17 protein-coding genes are annotated in these 18,876 nt (G+C 55.6%); 16 read left to right on the top strand and 1 reads right to left on the bottom strand.

Going from position 1 to position 18,876, the window contains the following annotated elements:
* Positions 1-10 precede the first annotated feature (10 nt).
* The 12 genes from AUQ42_RS07460 to AUQ42_RS07405 all read left to right on the top strand — a co-directional run bounded on the left by AUQ42_RS07460 (position 11) and on the right by AUQ42_RS07405 (position 12,864).
* Positions 11-1,636, top strand: coding sequence for an AMP-binding protein (locus AUQ42_RS07460; protein WP_068518466.1), 1,626 nt, complete (start codon positions 11-13; stop codon positions 1,634-1,636).
* A complete protein-coding gene (gene kynU, locus AUQ42_RS07455) occupies positions 1,633-2,826 on the top strand; it encodes a kynureninase (RefSeq protein WP_068518465.1) in 1,194 nt (397 codons plus the stop codon). Before AUQ42_RS07460 ends, kynU begins: the two co-directional genes overlap by 4 nt.
* Positions 2,827-2,828: 2 nt before the next feature.
* Positions 2,829-3,674, top strand: coding sequence for a tryptophan 2,3-dioxygenase (kynA, locus tag AUQ42_RS07450; protein WP_068518464.1), 846 nt, complete (start codon positions 2,829-2,831; stop codon positions 3,672-3,674).
* Between the two features lie 137 nt (positions 3,675-3,811).
* Entirely contained in the window at positions 3,812-4,951 is a 1,140-nt protein-coding gene (locus tag AUQ42_RS07445) for an ABC transporter substrate-binding protein (protein ID WP_068518463.1), read from the top strand.
* Between the two features lie 78 nt (positions 4,952-5,029).
* The gene (locus tag AUQ42_RS07440) at positions 5,030-5,947 is read left to right on the top strand and encodes a branched-chain amino acid ABC transporter permease (protein WP_068518462.1); all 918 of its coding nucleotides are present in this window, start codon (positions 5,030-5,032) and stop codon (positions 5,945-5,947) included.
* Between the two features lies 1 nt (position 5,948).
* Complete coding sequence (locus AUQ42_RS07435; RefSeq protein ID WP_068518461.1) at positions 5,949-6,935, top strand: branched-chain amino acid ABC transporter permease; 987 nt, start codon at positions 5,949-5,951, stop codon at positions 6,933-6,935.
* The gene (locus AUQ42_RS07430; protein WP_068518460.1) at positions 6,928-7,677 is read left to right on the top strand and encodes an ABC transporter ATP-binding protein; all 750 of its coding nucleotides are present in this window, start codon (positions 6,928-6,930) and stop codon (positions 7,675-7,677) included. The genes AUQ42_RS07435 and AUQ42_RS07430 overlap by 8 nt, the downstream gene beginning before the upstream one ends.
* Before the next feature lies 1 nt (position 7,678).
* On the top strand, positions 7,679-8,368 hold the full coding sequence (locus AUQ42_RS07425) for an ABC transporter ATP-binding protein (protein ID WP_068518459.1): 690 nt from the start codon (positions 7,679-7,681) through the stop codon (positions 8,366-8,368).
* A gap of 1 nt (position 8,369) precedes the next feature.
* Entirely contained in the window at positions 8,370-8,801 is a 432-nt protein-coding gene (locus AUQ42_RS07420) for a thioesterase family protein (protein ID WP_068518458.1), read from the top strand.
* On the top strand, positions 8,794-9,189 hold the full coding sequence (locus AUQ42_RS07415; protein WP_068518457.1) for a RidA family protein: 396 nt from the start codon (positions 8,794-8,796) through the stop codon (positions 9,187-9,189). The genes AUQ42_RS07420 and AUQ42_RS07415 overlap by 8 nt, the downstream gene beginning before the upstream one ends.
* Before the next feature lie 229 nt (positions 9,190-9,418).
* A complete protein-coding gene (locus tag AUQ42_RS07410; protein WP_068518456.1) occupies positions 9,419-10,870 on the top strand; it encodes a sigma-54 dependent transcriptional regulator in 1,452 nt (483 codons plus the stop codon).
* A complete protein-coding gene (locus tag AUQ42_RS07405; protein WP_068518455.1) occupies positions 10,867-12,864 on the top strand; it encodes a HAMP domain-containing sensor histidine kinase in 1,998 nt (665 codons plus the stop codon). Before AUQ42_RS07410 ends, AUQ42_RS07405 begins: the two co-directional genes overlap by 4 nt.
* A 42-nt stretch (positions 12,865-12,906) precedes the next feature.
* On the opposite strand, the gene AUQ42_RS07400 is transcribed toward AUQ42_RS07405, so the two are convergent.
* The gene (locus tag AUQ42_RS07400; RefSeq protein WP_068518454.1) at positions 12,907-13,329 is read right to left on the bottom strand and encodes a VOC family protein; all 423 of its coding nucleotides are present in this window, start codon (positions 13,327-13,329) and stop codon (positions 12,907-12,909) included.
* A 465-nt stretch (positions 13,330-13,794) separates the two neighbouring features.
* On the opposite strand from AUQ42_RS07400, the gene AUQ42_RS07395 reads away from it, so the two are divergent.
* The 4 genes from AUQ42_RS07395 to AUQ42_RS07380 all read left to right on the top strand — a co-directional run bounded on the left by AUQ42_RS07395 (position 13,795) and on the right by AUQ42_RS07380 (position 18,873).
* Complete coding sequence (locus tag AUQ42_RS07395) at positions 13,795-15,528, top strand: OFA family MFS transporter (RefSeq protein ID WP_082817776.1); 1,734 nt, start codon at positions 13,795-13,797, stop codon at positions 15,526-15,528.
* A 302-nt stretch (positions 15,529-15,830) separates the two neighbouring features.
* A complete protein-coding gene (locus AUQ42_RS07390; protein WP_068518452.1) occupies positions 15,831-16,724 on the top strand; it encodes a LysR family transcriptional regulator in 894 nt (297 codons plus the stop codon).
* 122 nt (positions 16,725-16,846) lie between these two features.
* Positions 16,847-17,320 carry a formate dehydrogenase subunit gamma gene (locus tag AUQ42_RS07385; protein WP_068518451.1) on the top strand — a complete coding sequence of 158 codons (474 nt, stop codon included), beginning with the start codon at positions 16,847-16,849 and terminating at the stop codon, positions 17,318-17,320.
* The gene (locus AUQ42_RS07380) at positions 17,317-18,873 is read left to right on the top strand and encodes an NADH-quinone oxidoreductase subunit NuoF (RefSeq protein ID WP_068518450.1); all 1,557 of its coding nucleotides are present in this window, start codon (positions 17,317-17,319) and stop codon (positions 18,871-18,873) included. Before AUQ42_RS07385 ends, AUQ42_RS07380 begins: the two co-directional genes overlap by 4 nt.
* Positions 18,874-18,876 lie beyond the last annotated feature (3 nt).

The following is an 18,876-nucleotide window of genomic DNA, read 5'->3' as shown; positions in this document are numbered from 1 at the left end:
GGACTTCACAATGCTCGGACCAACCGCACATACCGATAGCTTCACCCGGGACAAGCTCCCGCCGCTCAATGAATGGCCGGAAATCAATCTGGATGGGTTCGACTATCCCGAATATCTGAATGCCGGTGTTGAGCTGACCGATAAAATGGTCGAACAGGGTTTTGGCGATAACACCGCCCTGATCGGCAATGGTCGCCAGCGTACTTACAAGGAACTGGCTGACTGGACCAACCGCATTGCCCATGCGCTGGTCGAAGATTACGGCGTCAAGCCCGGCAACCGCATTCTGATCCGTTCGGCCAACAACCCGGCAATGGTGGCGTGCTGGCTGGCGGCGACCAAGGCCGGGGCAGTTGTGGTCAATACCATGCCGATGCTGCGTGCCGGCGAGTTGGGCCAGATTGTCGATAAGGCCGAAATTGAATTTGCTCTTTGCGATACGCGTCTGATGGATGAACTGGTGGCCTGCGCCAAGGACAGCAAGTTCCTTAAAAAGGTCATCGGGTTTGATGGCACGGCCAATCATGATGCCGAACTTGATCGCATTGCCCTGACCAAATCGGTCAAGTTCGAGGCGGTTAAAACCGGGCGTGATGATGTGGCATTGCTTGGCTTTACATCGGGCACCACCGGCAGCCCCAAGGCCACCATGCATTTCCACCGTGATCTTCTGATCATTGCGGATGGCTATGCCAAGGAAGTGCTCAATGTGACGCCCGATGATGTGTTTGTCGGATCGCCGCCGCTTGCCTTTACCTTTGGTCTGGGCGGGCTTGCGATCTTCCCGCTGCGTTTCGGGGCAACGGCGACACTGCTTGAAAAGGCATCCCCGCCCAACATGATCGAAATCATCGAAACCTATAAGGCGACGGTTTGCTTTACCGCCCCGACCGCCTATCGGGTGATGCTTTCGGCGATGGATGACGGGGCGGATCTTTCATCCTTGCGTGCCGCTGTTTCGGCTGGTGAAACGCTTCCGGCCCCGGTCTATGAGGCATGGATGGCCAAAACCGGAAAGCCGATGCTTGATGGCATTGGCGCGACCGAGATGCTCCATATCTTTATTTCCAACCGTTTTGGCGACAGCCATCCGGCCTGCACCGGGCGTCCGGTTTCCGGGTATGAGGCCAAGATTGTCGATCATGACATGAATGAAGTGCCGGTCGGCACGGTCGGGCGTCTTGCCGTGCGTGGTCCGACGGGTTGTCGTTATCTGGATGATGTTCGTCAGGCCGTCTATGTTCGCGATGGCTGGAACCTGACCGGGGATGCGTTCTTTGTCGATGAAAAGGGCTATTACCATTTCGCGGCGCGCAATGACGATATGATCGTTTCATCGGGCTATAACATTGCCGGTCCCGAAGTCGAAGCGGCGCTTCTGTCCCACGCGGCCGTGGCAGAATGTGCCGTGATCGGTGCCCCCGATGAAGAACGCGGCACCATCGTTCAGGCCCATATCGTTCTGGCGGACGGTTTCCACCCGACACCCGAGATGGCCAAACTGCTTCAGGATCATGTAAAAGCGACGATCGCGCCGTTCAAATATCCGCGCTCCGTCGTCTTTATCGAGACACTGCCAAAAACCGCGACTGGAAAAATCCAGCGCTTCAGACTGAAACAGGAAATGTCTGCATGACCGACTTTGCCGCCACCAAATCCCTGTTCCATATCCCCAAAGGTGTGATTTACCTTGACGGGAACTCGCTTGGCGTGCTGCCGAAAACGGCTGCAAACCGCGCCAAGGCGATGATCGAGGATGAATGGGGGGAAATGCTTATCCGTGGCTGGAACGAAGCCAAATGGATGGAGCAACCCGAACGTGTCGGCAATCTTGTCGCACGTTTGATCGGGGCGGCACCCGGTACGGTCGTGATGGGCGATACCCTGTCGATCAAGGTCTATCAGGCCTTGGCAAGTGCGCTTGAAATGCGCCCGGATCGCAAGGTTGTTGTTTCTGATAACGGCAACTTCCCGACCGATCTTTATATGGCCGATGGCCTGATCAAAAGTCTGGATAAGGGGCATGTTCTTAAAACCCCAAATCCCGAAGATGTCGAAAGCCTGATCAACGAAGATCTGGCTGTGCTGATGCTGACCCAGGTGGATTATCGCACGGGCCGCATGCATGACATGAAACGCATAACCGAACTTGCGCATGCCGCGGGTGCCCTGGTGATCTGGGATCTTGCCCATTCGGCAGGTGCGGTTCCGGTGGATCTGGCCGGGTGCAATGCCGATTTCGCAGTGGGATGTACCTATAAATATCTCAATGGCGGTCCCGGTGCGCCGGCCTTTATCTATGTCCGTCCCGATCATGCCAAGGTTGCCCGCCCGGCACTGTCGGGCTGGCTTGGTCATGCTGCCCCCTTTGCCTTTGACCCGGATTACACCCCCGCACCCGATGTGTCGCGCATGCGGGTTGGCACCCCGCCGGTGATCCAGATGACAGTTCTGGAAGAAGCAATGAAGGCATGGGACGGCGTTGAAATGACCGATATCCGTGCACGCAGCATCGAACTTTGTGAACAATTCATCGCGGGGGTCGAGGCAAGCTGCCCGATGCTGGAACTTGCAAGTCCGCGTGATGCCGCAAACCGTGGATCACAGGTCTCGTTCAGGTTTGATCAGGGCTATGCGGTGATGCAGGCATTGATTGCACGCGGCGTGATTGGTGATTTCCGTGCCCCTGATGTGATCCGTTTTGGCTTTACCCCGCTTTATATCGATAATACCGATGTTGATGGTGCGGTCAAAATCCTTGCTGAAATCATGGAAACCCGGGCTTGGGACAAGCCGGAATTTCACAAACGCAATGCGGTGACCTGATCATGGCAAAACCGACCACCCCCTATGATCCCAGCACCGAAGGTGCCCGCACGGATTTCTCCGATCAGATGTCCTATGGGGATTATCTGTCCCTTGATGCGATCCTGACCGCCCAGCATCCGCAATCGGATGCCCATGACGAATTGCTGTTCATCATTCAGCACCAGACATCCGAACTTTGGATGAAACTGGCGATCCGCGAAATTGCGGCTGCGCGCAAGGCCATTCGGGGTGGGGATTTGCGCCCGGCCTTTAAAATGCTGGCCCGTGTGTCGCGGATTTTCGAACAGCTTAATAACGCATGGGACGTTTTGCGCACCATGACGCCAAGTGACTATACGACGTTCCGTGATGCGCTTGGCCCGTCATCGGGTTTCCAGTCCTATCAGTATCGTCAGATCGAATTCATGCTGGGCAATCGCAATCACGCGATGTTGCGCCCGCATGCGCATCGCGAAGACATCATGGAAATGCTCAAGGCCGAACTGGCAACGCCAAGCCTGTATGACGCGGCGCTTAATCTTGTCGCGGGCGAGGGGATTGATATTCCCGATCATATTCTGAACCGCGATGTTTCGGCCCCCTACACGCCAGATGATGCGGTGATTGCCGCCTGGCACAAGGTTTACAGCGACCCGGCAAAGCACTGGTCGCTTTATGAACTGGCTGAAAAGCTGGTCGATTTCGAAGATTACTTCCGTCGCTGGCGCTTTAACCATGTGACCACGGTCGAACGCGTTATTGGTTTCAAACGCGGGACCGGCGGAACCGGTGGTGTCAGTTATCTTAAGAAAATGCTGGAAGTAGAACTGTTTCCGGAACTCTGGCGGGTGCGAACCACGCTTTGAGGATGGACGGACCCGATGCAAATACTGCAAGATCAGGGGCAGGCATCAGGTTCACGAAAACCACGACGCAAAAAGACATAAATGTCGTGGGATCAACGTGTTGCTAAATGAAAAATCGTATTAACACGGAGGCTTTAATGAAGGGTATCAAGACAACCATCGCAGCAGTTGCTGCTTTGCTTGCAGCCGGGGCGGCGCACGCTGATCCGGTCAAGGTCGGCATGATCACGACGCTTTCGGGTGGCGGTGCCGGTCTGGGGATCGATGCACGTGACGGCTTTATGCTGGCTGTCAAACAGGCAAACAATCCGGACCTGCAGGTCGTGATCGAAGACGATCAGCGCAAACCGGACGTTGCAGTTCAGCTGGCTGACAAAATGATCCAGCAGGAAAAGGTTGATGTTCTGACCGGTATCATCTGGTCGAACCTGGCCATGGCGGTTGTACCGTCCGCAGTTGCACAGGACAAAATCTATCTGTCGGTCAACGCTGCCCCGTCGCAGCTTGCCGGCAAGGGCTGCAACAAAAACTATTTCAGCGTTTCCTATCAGAACGACAACCTGCATGAAGCAGCCGGTGGCTATGCATCAAGTGCCGGTTACCAGAAGGCCTTCATTCTTGCGCCGAACTATCCGGCCGGTAAGGACTCCCTGGCTGGTTTCAAACGCTTCTTCATGGGTGATATCGCCGAAGAAGTTTACACCAAGCTTGGCCAGACCGACTATGCCGCCGAAATCGCACAGATCCGTGCATCGGGTGCAGACAGCGTCTTCTTCTTCCTTCCGGGCGGCATGGGCATCGCGTTCATGAAACAGTACGCCCAGTCCGGTGTTGATATTCCGCTGATCGGTCCGGCATTCTCGATGGATCAGGGCATTCTCGGCGCTGTTGGTGATGCAGCACTTGGTGTGAAAAACACCTCGAACTGGTCAAAAGACATCGACAACCCGACGAATGCGGCATTCGTTGAAACCTTCCAGGCCGAATATGGTCGTCTGCCGTCGCTTTATGCATCCTATGGCTTTGACACGGCAAACCTGCTGCTCTCAGCAATGGGCAAGGCAAGCATTTCCGATAAGGAAGCGTTCCGTGACGCCCTGCGTTCTGCCGATTTCAATTCGGTGCGTGGCAACTTCATCTTTGGCCCGAACCAGCACCCGATTCAGGACATCTATGTTCGTGAAGTCGTGAAGGAAGGTGACGTTCTGACCAACAAGATCGTTGGTGTCGCCCTTAAAGACCACTCTGACGCCTATGCGTCGGAATGCTCGATGTAATGACGAGCTGACAAGACGGTGGGGGCCGGTCACGGTCAATGACCGGCCCCCGACCACCTTGTGACGGAGTTTCCAATAATGTTCTCTCTTTTTCTGGAGCAGCTGTTAAACAGCCTTCAGTCCGGTCTGATGCTGTTTTTGATGGCATCGGGGCTGACGCTGGTTTTCGGTGTGATGGGGCTGATTAACCTTGCCCACGGCTCGCTCTATATGGTTGGTGCGTTTGCCTGTGCTGCTGTTGCGGCCTGGACCGGCTCATTCTGGCTTGGTCTTGTTGCAAGTCTGATGGCCGCTGCACTTGCCGGTGTTCTGGTTGAAATGCTGATTATTCGCCGCTTGTATAACCGTGATCATCTTGATCAGGTGTTGGCGACTTTTGCCCTTATTTTGGTTTTTTCCGAAGGGACCCGCTGGCTTTTCGGTTCCTTCCCGCTTTTCCTGAGCGTCCCCGATATCCTGACCGGTACGGTCGTTCTGCCCGGCGCGCTTGAATATCCGATTTTCCGTCTGGCGATCATTATTGCCGGGCTTCTGGTTGCGGTCGGCCTGTTCCTTTTGATTGGCAAGACCCGTCTTGGGGTGCGCATCCGCGCGGGTGAGGCAGATCGTGGCATGATCGCTGCCCTCGGCGTCAATATCGACCGTCTTTATACGGTTGTCTTTGCGCTCGGCGCGGCGTTGGCCGGGCTTGCCGGTGCCTTTGTCGGCACCACCCAGTCGGTTCAGGTCGGCATGGGTGAACCCGTGCTTATTCTGGCCTTTGTCGTGATTGTTATTGGCGGTATCGGCTCAATCAAGGGCGCGCTGGTTGGATCGCTTCTGGTCGGGTTTACCGACACGATGGGGCGTTTCCTGTTGCCGCATGCCTTTGCCACCTTCCTTGATCCGTCAAGTGCGACGGCAATCGGGTCGGCACTTGCATCCATGTTGATTTATATCGTGATGGCGCTGGTTCTGTTCCTGCGTCCAAGCGGTTTGTTCGGGACGGAAGCCTGATATGACCATGAACCGCGAAACACTTATCAATTCCATTCTGGCCATTGCACTTGTAGCTGTGCCGCTGATTGCGATGGGGATGGATGAACCCTTTATCATTACCCTTGCAACCAAGGTGGCGATCTTTGCCATGGCCGGGGTCGGACTTAACCTTGTTCTTGGTTTTGGCGGCCTTGTATCATTCGGTCATGCGGCGTTCTTTGGCATTGGCGGCTATGCCGCGGGCATTCTTGCCAGCCATGCGCTCAATTATGAACCGATCATGGAAAGCCCGTTCCTGATCGAAGGCACCACCCAGATGATCGTGATCTGGATCGTGGCCCTTGTGGTATCGGCACTTGTTGCGCTGGCGATCGGGGCGATCACGCTTCGGACCAGTGGCGTCTATTTCATCATGATCACCCTGGCCTTTGCCCAGATGATCTATTACTTCGCCATTTCCTGGCCGGCTTATGGCGGCGAAGACGGATTGTCGATCTATGTGCGCAATGGTTTCCCGGGGCTCAATACCCTGGATCCGATCAGCTTCTTTGCCCTTTGCGCGGTGATGCTGGGGATTGTCATGCTGTTTTCGGCAGTCCTGATCCGGTCACGCTTTGGTCTTGCCCTTCAGGGCGCACGCCAGAATGCGCAACGCATGACGGCGGTGGGCATTGCGCCGTTCCGTATCCGTCTGGTTGCCTTTGTGATTTCGGCAATGATTACCGCCCTTGCCGGGGCGCTATATGCCGATCTTAACCGCTTTGTCAGCCCGACCATGCTGTCCTGGCACATGTCGGGCGAAATCATGATCTTTGTCATTCTGGGCGGGGTTGGACGTTTGTTCGGTCCGCTGGCCGGTGCGGCACTTTATATCATTCTCGAACATCTGCTTGGCGGTGTGTGGGAATTCTGGCAACTGCCGCTTGGTGTGTTGTTGCTGATTGTGGTGCTGTTTGCCCGCGGTGGTTTGGTCGGTGTTCTGGCCGGGGAGCGTAAACATGCCTGATGCCATTCTTTCGCTTTCAAACATCACCAAACAGTTCGGATCGTTACTTGCCAGTGATGATGTGACCCTTGATCTGCGTCCCGGTGAAATTCATGCCCTGATCGGTCCGAACGGGGCGGGTAAATCGACCCTGATCAAACAGATCGCGGGCGAAATCCAATCTGACAGCGGTAACATTCATTTCGATGGTCAGCTGATCAACGAATTTGATGCGGTTGCCCGCTCGCGCATGGGTCTTGCCCGAACGTTTCAGGTGTCATCCCTGATGCCGGAATTCTCGGTTTTGCAAAATGTGATGTTGGCGCGCCAGTCGGTCAGTGGAAAGGTATTTCGCTTTTTCCGCCCGGTTCTCGGTGACAAATCACTTGTCGAACCGGCGATGGCACAGCTTGAACGGGTCGGCTTGGCCGATCGTGCACAGATGCGTGCGGCCGATATTTCGCATGGCGAACGCCGTCAGCTTGAAATGGCCGTGGCCCTTGCCCTTGAACCCAAGGCGTTCCTTCTTGATGAACCGATGGCCGGTATGGGGCCGGAAGGTTCCAAACGCCTGACCGGGTTCCTTGATGGTTTGCGTGCGCAGGCGCCGATCCTTCTGGTCGAACATGACATGGATGCGGTCTTTGCGCTCGCCGACCGGATTTCGGTTCTGGTCTATGGCCGGATTATTGCGACCGGCACGGTCGATGAAATCCGCGGCAACGAAGATGTCAAACGTGCCTATCTCGGGGAGGAAGCCTGATATGACTGCACTTCTCGAACTGAGTGGCGTGACCGCCTTTTACGGCGCATCGCAGGCGTTGTTTGGTATTGATTTGACGCTCAATGAGGGCGAGGCCGTTGCCCTTATGGGCCGTAACGGCATGGGAAAGACCACCACGATCAAAACCATCTGTCGCATGATGGAACATCGTGATGGTTCGATCCGCTTTGCCGGTCATGATCTAGCAAAGATGCCATCGCATAAGGCCGCCCGTCTGGGCCTTGGTCTGGTGCCCGAAGGACGCCGGTGCTTTGCCCGCCTCAGTGTGACTGAAAACCTGATTGCCGCTGCCCGTTCCGGGGAATGGGATTTTGACAAGGTCGCGGAACTGTTCCCGCGCCTGGCCGAACGGCGCGATCAAAAGGCCATGACCCTTTCGGGTGGTGAACAGCAGATGCTGGCCATCGGGCGCGCATTGATGACCAATCCGCGCTTGCTGATCCTGGATGAAGCAACCGAGGGGCTGGCCCCCGTGGTGCGTCAGGAAATCTGGGCGGCGATCAATCAGCTCAAACAATCGGGTCTGACAATCCTGGTGGTCGATAAGTCGCTCAAGGAACTTTCCGGTGTGGCTGATCGCTATGTCGTCGTTGAAAAGGGCGTTACCGCCTGGACCGGTGCGGTGAACGAACTGACCGACGATCTGGCCGACCGGTATCTGGGGGTCTGATATGGCTGTCTTCACCTATCGGCAGAAAGTCCTGTTTCAACATTGCGATCCGGCGGGGATTGTCTTTTATCCGCGCTATTTCGAAATGGTGAACGCGACGGTCGAAGAATGGTTTGACGCGGTCATCGGATGCGGGTTTCCGACCATGCATGGCCCGATGCAGGCCGCCGTTCCGACGGCGGGGCTGACCATCGCCTTTACCGCGCCAAGCATGTTGGGTGATCAGCTGGAATTTCGTCTGGAACCGATCCGGATCGGACGATCAAGTCTTGAGCTGGAAATCGCAGCTTTCGCAGGTGACGAGCAACGCCTGAAAACAACGGTAACACTGGTCTTTACCAAAAAAGGGGCCGGAAAGTCAGTGGCATGGCCAGATGATTTGCGTGCCAAAATCGAAAAAGAAATCAATCAAGTGGTAGAAAACAATGCATAAAATCGTTCAGCCAGACGGATGGAAAGAGCCCAAGGGATATGCAAACGGTGTCCTTGCACAAGGTGCCACCCTGTATATCGGCGGACAAATTGGCTGGAACGAAGATCAGGTCTTCGTTGCCAAGGACTTTGTCGGACAGATGGAACAGGCGCTTAAAAACATTGCCGCAGTTCTTGATGCGGCGGGCGGCAAGCCCGAACATCTGACCCGCCTGACCTGGTATGTCACCGACAAACAGGAATATCTCGCCAAGCAGCGCGAAGTTGGCCGTGCTTACCGCGATGTTCTTGGCAAGAACTTCCCGGCCATGACCATGGTCGTGGTCAGCGCCCTTGTCGAAGACGAAGCCCTGCTTGAAATCGAAGCCACGGCGGTAATTCCGAACTAGTTAACCCGGGTAATTCAACCAGGTGATGATGCAAAAGGCGGCTTTAAGGCCGCCTTTTGTGATTTGTGGGAACAATTGTAAATACCGCAAAGCCTTGCGAACCGGCGGGGTTCGGGGGCATGGGGCGACGTTTTGCATTTCATGTATAGCTGCACTAAGCTTTTGCGAACTGTACTCGACTGAGTAAGACCTATAATAAAAACAATAATAAGTTTCTGCGGAGGACGTCATGAGATCGACCGTTATGGGCGCATCGGACGGGACGGCGCCAACTGTTGGCAATGACACGGCTTTTAATGCGCCGGGACCGGAATTCGGTCCGTGGCTTGAAAAGGCATCAATTCTGATCGTCGATGACGAACCGGGCATGCGCAACTTTCTGGTCCGCACATTGGGCCCGCGCGCCAAACGGGTCGAAGAAGCCGCGGATTGCGAACAGGCAACCGCCTTGCTGGATCAGCACCATTTTGATGTCGTGATCCTTGATAACATCATGCCGGGCAAAAGCGGTGTCGAATGGCTGACCGAACAACGCGAAATCGGCTTCTTTTCCGACGCCATCCTGATGACGGCCTATGCCGATCTTGATACCGCGATCAAGGCCCTGCGCGCCGGGGCGGTTGATTTTGTTCTCAAACCTTTCCGGTCCAACCAGATTTTGAACGCGGTCGCCCGCTGTCTGGACCGGATGCGCTTGCGGCGGGAAAACCATGTGTTGCGCCATGAATTGCGCGCAACATCCGATCACGTGCTGCTGCGTGACAAACTGATCGGCTATTCCCCGCAAATTCAGGAAATCCGCGAAACCATTGCGCGTGTGGCACCGCTTCCGACATCAATCCTGATTTCGGGACAAAGCGGTACGGGCAAGGAAGTCACCGCCCGTTCGCTGCATGCCCTGTCGGACCGCGCGCAAAAGCCGTTTGTGCCGATCAACTGTGCCGCCATTCCGTCCGAAATGATCGAGGCGGAGCTGTTTGGTCATGTCAAAGGTGCCTTTACCGGTGCACAGACCGCACGCGACGGTCTGTTCATGCATGCCCAGGGCGGCACCCTGTTTCTTGATGAGGTCGGCGAATTGTCACTGGCCACCCAAAGCAAGCTTTTGCGTGCGATCGAAAGTCGCCGTATCCGTCCGGTCGGATCCGAACGCGAAGCGCCGGTCGATCTGCGCTTTATCTTTGCGACCAATGCCGATCTTGAGGCCGAAGTCGAAGCCGGGCGTTTCCGTGCCGATCTGTTTTACCGCATCAATGTCATGCATATCGAAATGCCGCCCTTGCGCGAACGCGGGGATGACGTGCTTGAACTGGCTGAATTGTTCATGGCCAAATTGTCCAAACAGCTGGGCGTGCGCCAGGTCGCGATGGACAGTGCCGTGCGTGCCGGGCTGACGCGCTATGACTGGCCGGGCAATGTGCGTGAATTGCGCAACCTGATTGAACGGACATTGATCCTTGGACGGTTTCCCAACGAATTTCGCGACGAAACTGCCGATCACGGGGACCATGGCGATCAGGATGCCGCGGTCGAAAGCGACGAAACCCTTGATGAAATGGAACGCCGTCACATTCTGGCGATGTTGCACAAAACCGGTGGCAACCGGAATGAAGCGGCCCGGCGGCTTGGCGTTTCGCGCAAGACGATCGACCGCAAATGCGCCAGCTGGGAACAGGAATGATACTGTTTTCCGGATCATCTGTTGATCGGCCAAAACGCACACGTTCTGTGCGTTTCAAGCTTTTGGCGATTGCACTTTTGCCAACGCTTGTCATTTTGCCACTGTTGCTTGGCGTGATGATGGTGCGCTGGAACTCCAAGTTTGATGCACTGCTGACCTCGAAAGTCAGCGGCGATTTGACGATTGCCCATCAATATTTCACCCACATTCTTGATAACACCGGCGAACAGATCGCTGCCCTTGGACAATCTGTCGCCTTTCGCAATGTCCTGACTGCGAATGATCCCGATGCGCTGGCATCGCTTCTGGCCCAACGCAAACAGGCGCTTGGTCTTGATTTTCTTTATCTTGCTGATGGCGGAACATCGGGACAAACGACCGGTGACTGGCCGGTCATTGCCAGCGCCTTTGCCGGACGTTCATCAACCAGCATCGATATTTTCAGCAATACCGACCTGATGGGTTTTTCACCCGATCTTGCGGCACGGGCGCGGGTTGATCTGATTGATACGCCCAATGCGGTTCCGACCACGCGCAATGCCGAAACCCGCGGCATGGTGGTCCATTCGGCAAGTCCGGTTGAATTGCCATCGGGCAAACGGGCGGCCCTGGTCGGCGGGATATTGCTGAACCAGAATTTGGGCTTCATCGATACGATCAATGATCTTGTCTATCGGCAAAGCAGCCTGCCCGAAGGCAGTCAGGGGACCGCAACCCTGTTTCTTGATGATGTGCGCATCAGCACCAATGTCCGGCTGTTTGCCGACCGTCGTGCGCTGGGCACCCGTGTTTCAAGTGTCGTGCGCAAAACTGTTCTTGAAGACGGCCGGGTCTGGCTTGATCGCGCCTTTGTGGTAAATGACTGGTATATTTCGGCCTATGAACCGATCAAGGACAGTTTCGGCAAACGGGTCGGGATGCTGTATGTCGGTTTCCTTGAAGCCCCCTTTGCCCAGACCAAATATGAAAGCCTTTTGATCCTGATCGGGGCATTTTTGTTTGTGGCGGCAATGTCGGTGCCGATCTTCCTGCGCTGGGCGCGCGGCATCTTCAAACCGCTTGAACGCATGGCCAACACCATTGGCCGGGTGGAAAGCGGTGATTTGTCGGCGCGAACCAACCTTGATCAGGTGCAGGACGAAATCACTTTGGTTGCCGATCATCTTGATGATCTGCTTGATCAGGTTCAGGAACGCGACAAACGTCTTCGCGCCTGGAATGATCAGCTCAATGCCCGGGTCGATGCGCGCACCCGCGAATTGCGCGATGCCAATCGGGCGCTTGAAACCACGACCAAACAGCTGATCATGTCCGAAAAGCTGGCCGCGATCGGCGAAATTACCGCCGGTGTGGCCCACGAAATCAACAATCCGGTCGCCGTTCTTCAGGGCAATCTTGATGTGGTGCGTGATCTGCTTGGCGATCATGCAAAGATCGCCAATACGGAATTTCGCCTGATTGATGAACAGGTCAACCGGATCAATCTGATCGTGACCAAGCTTCTGCAATTTGCCAAACCCGAAGAATATGCAGGCTTTGTCGAACGCCACAGTGTCGCACAGGTCATTGATGACTGCATGCCGCTGGTTGCCCATTTGCTCAGCCGTGCCGATATCGAGGTCGTGCGCGAACATCAGTCAACCCGACTGGTTCTGATGAATCGGACCGAACTGCAACAGGTGCTGGTCAATCTGATGGTCAATGCCCTGCACGCAATGCCGGACCGCGGCACATTGACCCTGATTGACGAAGACGCCGATCACGATGGCCGTCCGGGGATACGCATCACCGTGCGCGATACCGGCATTGGCATGAGCGAAGATGTCCTGAACCGGATTTTCGATCCGTTCTATACAACCAAGCGACAGCAGGGAACGGGTCTTGGTCTGTCGATCACCAAGACCCTGATTGATCGCCAGGGCGGCCGACTTGATGTTCAAAGCGCATCGCAAAAGGGCACAACCTTTACCATCTGGCTGCCCGAAGCAGGCTAGGGCAAAGACCCGGCCACCGGTTTGCGGGCGTAACAGATGCCCTCAAACACCAAAATGGACATGTCCGTTGGCATCAATGGCCCAGGCCGGGTTCCATGCGATTTCCCATGCATGTCCGTCCGGGTCGGCAACATAGCCCCGCAATCCGCCATAGGGTGGTGCATCGGCCGGGCGCAACATTTTGCCACCCGCCGCGATCAGCCGATCCATCAGTTCCCCGACCTGATGGCCATCTGCGACATTATGGGCAAGTGAAAAGGCCGATGGACCATCGCCTTCGGGGCGTTGCATATCATCAAGCAACGCGTCCTTTAACCAGGTCCCCAGAACGAACCCGTTCATCTGGTAAAAACTGATATCGGCATTTTCAAACACCGGGACCCAGCCAAAGCCGCGCTGATAAAAGCGCCGCGACCGGTCAAGATCGTTGATTCCAAGCGTAATGACAGAGATTTGCTGTTGCATGGCCATTCCTTTCTGTTGGCGTGCGCACATTGCACACATCCTGAAAGTCATGGGCCGTTACAGTGCAACGGAAGGACCCGCATCTGCGGGGGCCGGGCCAACCGCACCGACCTAACCTGTTTTTGACCCTTAATGGCTACCAGATCGGCGTGAAAAAGCAAGGTCCGTATCACCGAAATTCCTGCTGCCCGGGCAGAGATGCACTGTGAAATGTTGCATTTGCGAGTGGACATTTTGTCTTGATACCACCTTGGCGGGTGGAAAAAGTTGGACATTTTGTCCATGCGCGTGCGGTGCAATATGGGGCAATTTAAGGACGAAGTGGCGGAAATCATGGCATTTTTTCGGATGGCACAGCGATTGCGATAAAGAGGGTTCGGGGTTCTACCGTGGTTGCCCTGCACAATGCCTTCAACCGGGGGTGGGCAAGGCAAGAAGATCAAAATGCCGGGAGGTAACAACGACATGTTTGATAAGCTTAAAAAAGAACATATCGTCGCCAGCGACGATTTTAACCGCTGGAAGGTGCCGCCAGCGTCTATTGCAATTCATCTATGTATTGGCTCTGTGTATGCATGGAGCATTTTTAACCCGCCACTGATCAAGGAATTCGGCGTGGTTGCAGCAAGTTCCGGTGACTGGGGCCTGCAATCCGTTGTCTGGATTTTCTCTGTTGCGATCGTAAGCCTGGGTCTTGCTGCTGCATTTGGCGGCAAGTGGCTTGAAGAAGTCGGCCCGCGTATGGTCGGCGTTGTCGCAGCTTTCTGCTGGGGCGGTGGTTTCATTATTGGCGGTCTTGGTATTGCCAGCCATCAATTGTGGCTTGTCTATCTTGGCTATGGCGTGATTGGCGGGGCCGGGCTTGGCCTTGGCTATGTGTCGCCGGTCTCGACCCTGATCCGCTGGTTCCCGGACCGGCGCGGGATGGCAACGGGCATGGCCATCATGGGCTTTGGCGGTGGTGCGATGATCGCAACCCCGATCAAGGAAGGCCTGCTTTCGGCTTTCTACAAGGTTCCTGAATATCTTGGCCCGGAAAGTGCGGTTAACCTTGTTACCGAAGGTGGCAAGCGCATGGCCGAAGTCGGTGGCCAGATGGTCGAAGTCGTTGTGGCAGGTGCAGCACAGGTTGCTGCCGCACCGGTTCCGATCGAAGAAGGCGTCTATGTCGCCGGCACGGGTAATACCGGTGCTGCCAGCACCTTCTTCACGCTCGGGATTGCCTATTTCATCGTCATGATCATCGCATCCTTCTCGTATCGTGTGCCGCGTGATGGCTGGCTGCCCAAAGGCTGGACCCCGCCGACCGCAGACACCGCATCCAAGCGCATGATCACGCAGAAAAACGTCCATATCGATCAGGCACTGAAAACCCCGCAATTCTATCTGCTGTGGATTGTTCTGTGCTTCAACGTGACGGCGGGCATCGGGGTGATTGGCGTTGCCAAAACCATGATGTCGGAAATCTTTGGCACGACCTTGCCGCTGGTGGTCAACTCGGCCTTTGCGGCGACCTATGTGTTCATGATTTCGGTCTTTAACATGTGTGGCCGCTTCTTCTGGGCGTCCATGTCGGACTATATCGGTCGCAAGAACACCTATTACTGCTTCTTCATTCTGGGTATCGCACTTTATCTGTCGATCCCGTTTGCCGCAGAACAGGTCAGCATCAACCCGGCTGTCACCTGGCTTGTGATGTTCTATGCCGCAACCATGATCATCTTCACGATGTATGGCGGTGGTTTTGCAACCATTCCGGCCTATCTGGCGGACGTGTTCGGCACCAAATATGTCGGCGGTATCCATGGGCGTCTTCTGACCGCATGGAGCACGGCTGGCGTTCTTGGCCCGCTGGCAATCACCCAGCTGCGTCAGACCTCTGTCACCAATTCGATCAAGGATCTGGCAAGCAAGGTCGACCCGGCGGCATTCCAGGCCAAATTCGGTGCCGGTATCGAACAGCTTGATCAGCTGGTTGCGGCCAAAACCGTGACCATCGGTCGTCTGATGGAAATCGCACCGGCCGGTACGGTTGATCCGACGTCGAGCCTCTATAACACCACCATGTATGCGATGGCGGCACTTCTGGCGATTGCGCTTGTTGCCAACAAGCTGGTCCGTCCGATTGACGACAAGCACTACATGGAAACGCAGGACGGTGGTGCAACCACCGGACAGGAAGCAACTTCCAAAGCGTAACGACCTTGGGCGTCGATTGCCGCACCCTGTGATCGACGCCCGTTTGACTGACGCACCAACTTGTCAGTCATTTTGGGGGCATGATTGGCACAGTCATGTCTTGGGTCCGGGTTCCGTTCATCCAGCCCGGACCTGCGTTCTGTTGCAGGAATAACCTTTTTGCCCGTCGAGGTAATCGGTTATCCTGCAACCAGAACACACAAGCGTCACAACGCATGTTTTCCAATCTCGCTTCGGCCCGACAGTTGGCCGACTTCAACGCCCGATAAAAGCATGCCGCGAAACCGGTTGCCGGAAGTGATATGATCGACAAACTCGAAATGTTTATGGTGCTCGCCCGTGAGCAGCATTTTGGACATGCCGCCGAAGAATGCGGCGTGACCCAGCCGACTTTGTCCAGCGCACTCCGTCAGCTTGAAGACCATCTTGGTGTGGTCCTGGTCAAGCGCGGGTCGCGCTATCAGGGTCTGACACCCGAAGGCGAACGTGTTCTGGAATGGGCGCGCCATATTGTTGGCAGTACCCGATCCATGCGTGATGAAATGCGCGCCATGCGGTCCGGTCTGACCGGGCAGGTGCAAATTGCCGTGATCCCGACGGCACTTGCCATGGTTCATGAACTGACCACGCCATTTCGCGAAAAACATCCCGATGTCAGTTTCGCCATCCTGTCGCGCACCTCGACCGAAATTCAGGCCCTGCTTGACAATCTTCAGATCGATGCGGGCATTACCTATCTTGATAACGAACCGCTTGGTCGTGTGACGTCGATCCCGCTTTATCGCGAACGCTATCAACTGGTGACATCAAATCTTGATGATCTCGGGGATCGCAAAAACATCACCTGGCACGAAGCAGCCCAACTGCCCCTGTGTCTGCTGACGCCAGACATGCAGAACCGCCGGATCATCGATCAGCACCTTAATGCCGCCGGGGCCAAGGTCAGTGCGACACTGGAAAGTGATTCCATGATCGCATTGTTTACCCATGTTCAGACCGGCAACTGGGCCAGCATCATGCCCGAAAAAATGGTCGACAGTTTCGGGATGCGCGATCGCGTCAAATCCATCCCGATTACCGATCCCGACGCCAGCCATACCGTCGGACTGATCACCGCAAAACGCGAACCGGCAACGCCGGTGGTCTCTGCCCTGCTGAAAGAGGCAAAGCTGATTTCGGAACTCGAAACCGCCTGATTGCGCCTTGATAGGTTTTCGCTATCGCGTAACGGGATGGCTTTATTGAACGGGCACCACAGATGCCCGACACTATTAAAAACAATAAATATAACTGTAACATGCTTGAGAGAGAGGCTTGCATGTCGGAAACGACCGAGGACCAGAATGTCCGCGTCGAGGCCATTTGTGATCAGATGATCACGATGGAAGGCCCGCTCCTTCCCATTTTGCACGAAGTGCAGGAAGAGTTCGGCCATATCCCCGAAGGCGCACTTCAAACAATCGCCAAGAAACTGAACCTCAGCCGGGCCGAAGTCCACGGGGTGGCCAGTTTCTATCACGACTTCCGCGAAGAAAAGGCCGGCAAACATATCATCAAGATTTGCCGTGCCGAGGCCTGCCAGGCAATGGGGGCCGATGCGCTCGCCGATCAGGTGCGCCGTCATCTTCGGGTGGATTGGTCACAAACCACGGCGGATCGCAAGATCACGCTGGAACCTGTTTTCTGTCTTGGCCTGTGTGCCTGTGCACCAGCCGCCATGGTCGATGGCAAGGTGGTCGGGCGCGTGACCAGTGATCGTATGAACCGCATTCTTAATGAGGTGGGCGCATGACGATCAAGGTTTATGTCCCGCTTGATTCCGGTGCGGTGGCCCTTGGGGCCGATGATGTCGCAACTGCGATTGCCACCAAGGCCGCAAAGTCCGGTGCCGATATCAAAATCGTGCGCAACGGATCGTTTGGCATGTATTGGCTTGAACCGATGGTCGAGGTGGAAACACCGCGCGGTCGCGTTGCCTATGGCCCGGTCAGCACCGATGACATCGATACCCTGTTTGATGCAGATTTTCTGACCGGCGGCGATCACAAGCTTTATCTCGGCCGGACCAGCGATATTCCGTTCCTGAAAAGCCAGTCGCGTCTGACCTTTCAGCGTTGCGGCATCATTGATCCGCTTTCGCTTGATGATTACCGCGCCCATGACGGTCTGTCCGGTCTTGAGAACGCGTTGAAAATGTCGGCAGCCGACATCGTCAAGGCGGTAACTGACAGCGGCCTTCGCGGACGCGGGGGTGCCGGTTTCCCGACCGGGATCAAATGGAACACGGTGCGCGAAGCCGAAGGTGATCAGAAATACATCGTCTGTAACGCTGACGAAGGCGACAGCGGCACCTTTGCCGATCGCATGATCATGGAAGGCGAACCCTTTGTCCTGATCGAAGGCATGATCATTGCCGGTCTCGCGACCGGGGCGACCAAGGGATATGTCTATACCCGTTCGGAATATCCCGATGCCATCCGCATCATGACCGAGGCCATAAAAGTTGCCCGTTCTGCCGGGGTGTTGGGCACCAATATCCTCGGATCGGGAAAGACCTTTGATATGGAAGTCCGTATGGGGGCAGGGGCCTATGTCTGTGGCGAGGAAACCTCGCTTCTTAACAGCATGGAAGGCAAGCGTGGCGTTGTCCGCGCCAAGCCGCCGCTTCCCGCCCTGAAAGGTTTCCTTGGCCGTCCGACGGTTGTCAATAACGTGATTTCGCTGTGCTCGGTGCCGGTCATTCTTGAAAAGGGGCCGGAATATTACCGTGATTTCGGCATGGGCCGGTCACGCGGCACCATCCCGATCCAGATTGCCGGCAATGTCAAACATGGCGGGCTTTATGAAATCGGCTTTGGCATGACGCTGGGTGAAATCGTCGAACAGATCGGCGGTGGCACCGCATCGGGACGCCCGGTCAAGGCGGTTCAGGTTGGCGGTCCTTTGGGGGCCTATTTCCCCCGCGAACTGTTTGACACGCCCTTTGACTACGAAGAATTCGCCAAGCGTGATGGCCTGATCGGTCATGCTGGTGTGGTCGTTTTTGACGACACGGTCGACATGATGAAACAGGCGCGTTTCGCCATGGAATTCTGTGCCATTGAATCGTGTGGCAAATGCACACCGTGCCGGATCGGATCGATCCGTGGCACCGAAGTGGTCGACAAACTTGAACGTGGCGAAGATCCGGAATTGCAGATCGATCTTCTGCGCGATCTTTGTGAAACCATGAAGTTCGGATCGTTGTGCGCGCTCGGCGGATTTACGCCCTATCCGGTGATGAGCGCGATTACCCATTTCCCTGATGATTTCAAGCCGCGTGCGCTTGATATAGCTGCGGAGTAATAC

The sequence above is a fragment of the Thalassospira sp. MCCC 1A02491 genome, from assembly GCF_001613785.1.
GTDB classification, from domain to species: Bacteria; Pseudomonadota; Alphaproteobacteria; order Rhodospirillales; family Thalassospiraceae; genus Thalassospira; species Thalassospira povalilytica.
This window is presented reverse-complemented; position numbering and strand designations above follow the sequence as displayed.

Excerpts from the sequence above, each read along its gene's own strand:
- AUQ42_RS07425 (WP_068518459.1), top strand. The coding sequence starts at position 7,679 with ATGACTGCACTTCTCGAACTGAGTGGCGTGACCGCCTTTTACGGCGCA.
- AUQ42_RS07390 (WP_068518452.1), top strand. The coding sequence starts at position 15,831 with ATGATCGACAAACTCGAAATGTTTATGGTGCTCGCCCGTGAGCAGCAT.
- AUQ42_RS07405 (WP_068518455.1), top strand. The coding sequence starts at position 10,867 with ATGATACTGTTTTCCGGATCATCTGTTGATCGGCCAAAACGCACACGT.
- AUQ42_RS07400 (WP_068518454.1), bottom strand. The coding sequence starts at position 13,329 with ATGCAACAGCAAATCTCTGTCATTACGCTTGGAATCAACGATCTTGAC.
- AUQ42_RS07440 (WP_068518462.1), top strand. The coding sequence starts at position 5,030 with ATGTTCTCTCTTTTTCTGGAGCAGCTGTTAAACAGCCTTCAGTCCGGT.
- kynA (WP_068518464.1), top strand. The coding sequence starts at position 2,829 with ATGGCAAAACCGACCACCCCCTATGATCCCAGCACCGAAGGTGCCCGC.
- AUQ42_RS07460 (WP_068518466.1), top strand. The coding sequence starts at position 11 with ATGCTCGGACCAACCGCACATACCGATAGCTTCACCCGGGACAAGCTC.
- AUQ42_RS07380 (WP_068518450.1), top strand. The coding sequence starts at position 17,317 with ATGACGATCAAGGTTTATGTCCCGCTTGATTCCGGTGCGGTGGCCCTT.
- AUQ42_RS07410 (WP_068518456.1), top strand. The coding sequence starts at position 9,419 with ATGAGATCGACCGTTATGGGCGCATCGGACGGGACGGCGCCAACTGTT.
- AUQ42_RS07430 (WP_068518460.1), top strand. The coding sequence starts at position 6,928 with ATGCCTGATGCCATTCTTTCGCTTTCAAACATCACCAAACAGTTCGGA.
- AUQ42_RS07435 (WP_068518461.1), top strand. The coding sequence starts at position 5,949 with ATGACCATGAACCGCGAAACACTTATCAATTCCATTCTGGCCATTGCA.
- AUQ42_RS07445 (WP_068518463.1), top strand. The coding sequence starts at position 3,812 with ATGAAGGGTATCAAGACAACCATCGCAGCAGTTGCTGCTTTGCTTGCA.
- AUQ42_RS07395 (WP_082817776.1), top strand. The coding sequence starts at position 13,795 with ATGTTTGATAAGCTTAAAAAAGAACATATCGTCGCCAGCGACGATTTT.
- kynU (WP_068518465.1), top strand. The coding sequence starts at position 1,633 with ATGACCGACTTTGCCGCCACCAAATCCCTGTTCCATATCCCCAAAGGT.
- AUQ42_RS07420 (WP_068518458.1), top strand. The coding sequence starts at position 8,370 with ATGGCTGTCTTCACCTATCGGCAGAAAGTCCTGTTTCAACATTGCGAT.
- AUQ42_RS07385 (WP_068518451.1), top strand. The coding sequence starts at position 16,847 with ATGTCGGAAACGACCGAGGACCAGAATGTCCGCGTCGAGGCCATTTGT.
- AUQ42_RS07415 (WP_068518457.1), top strand. The coding sequence starts at position 8,794 with ATGCATAAAATCGTTCAGCCAGACGGATGGAAAGAGCCCAAGGGATAT.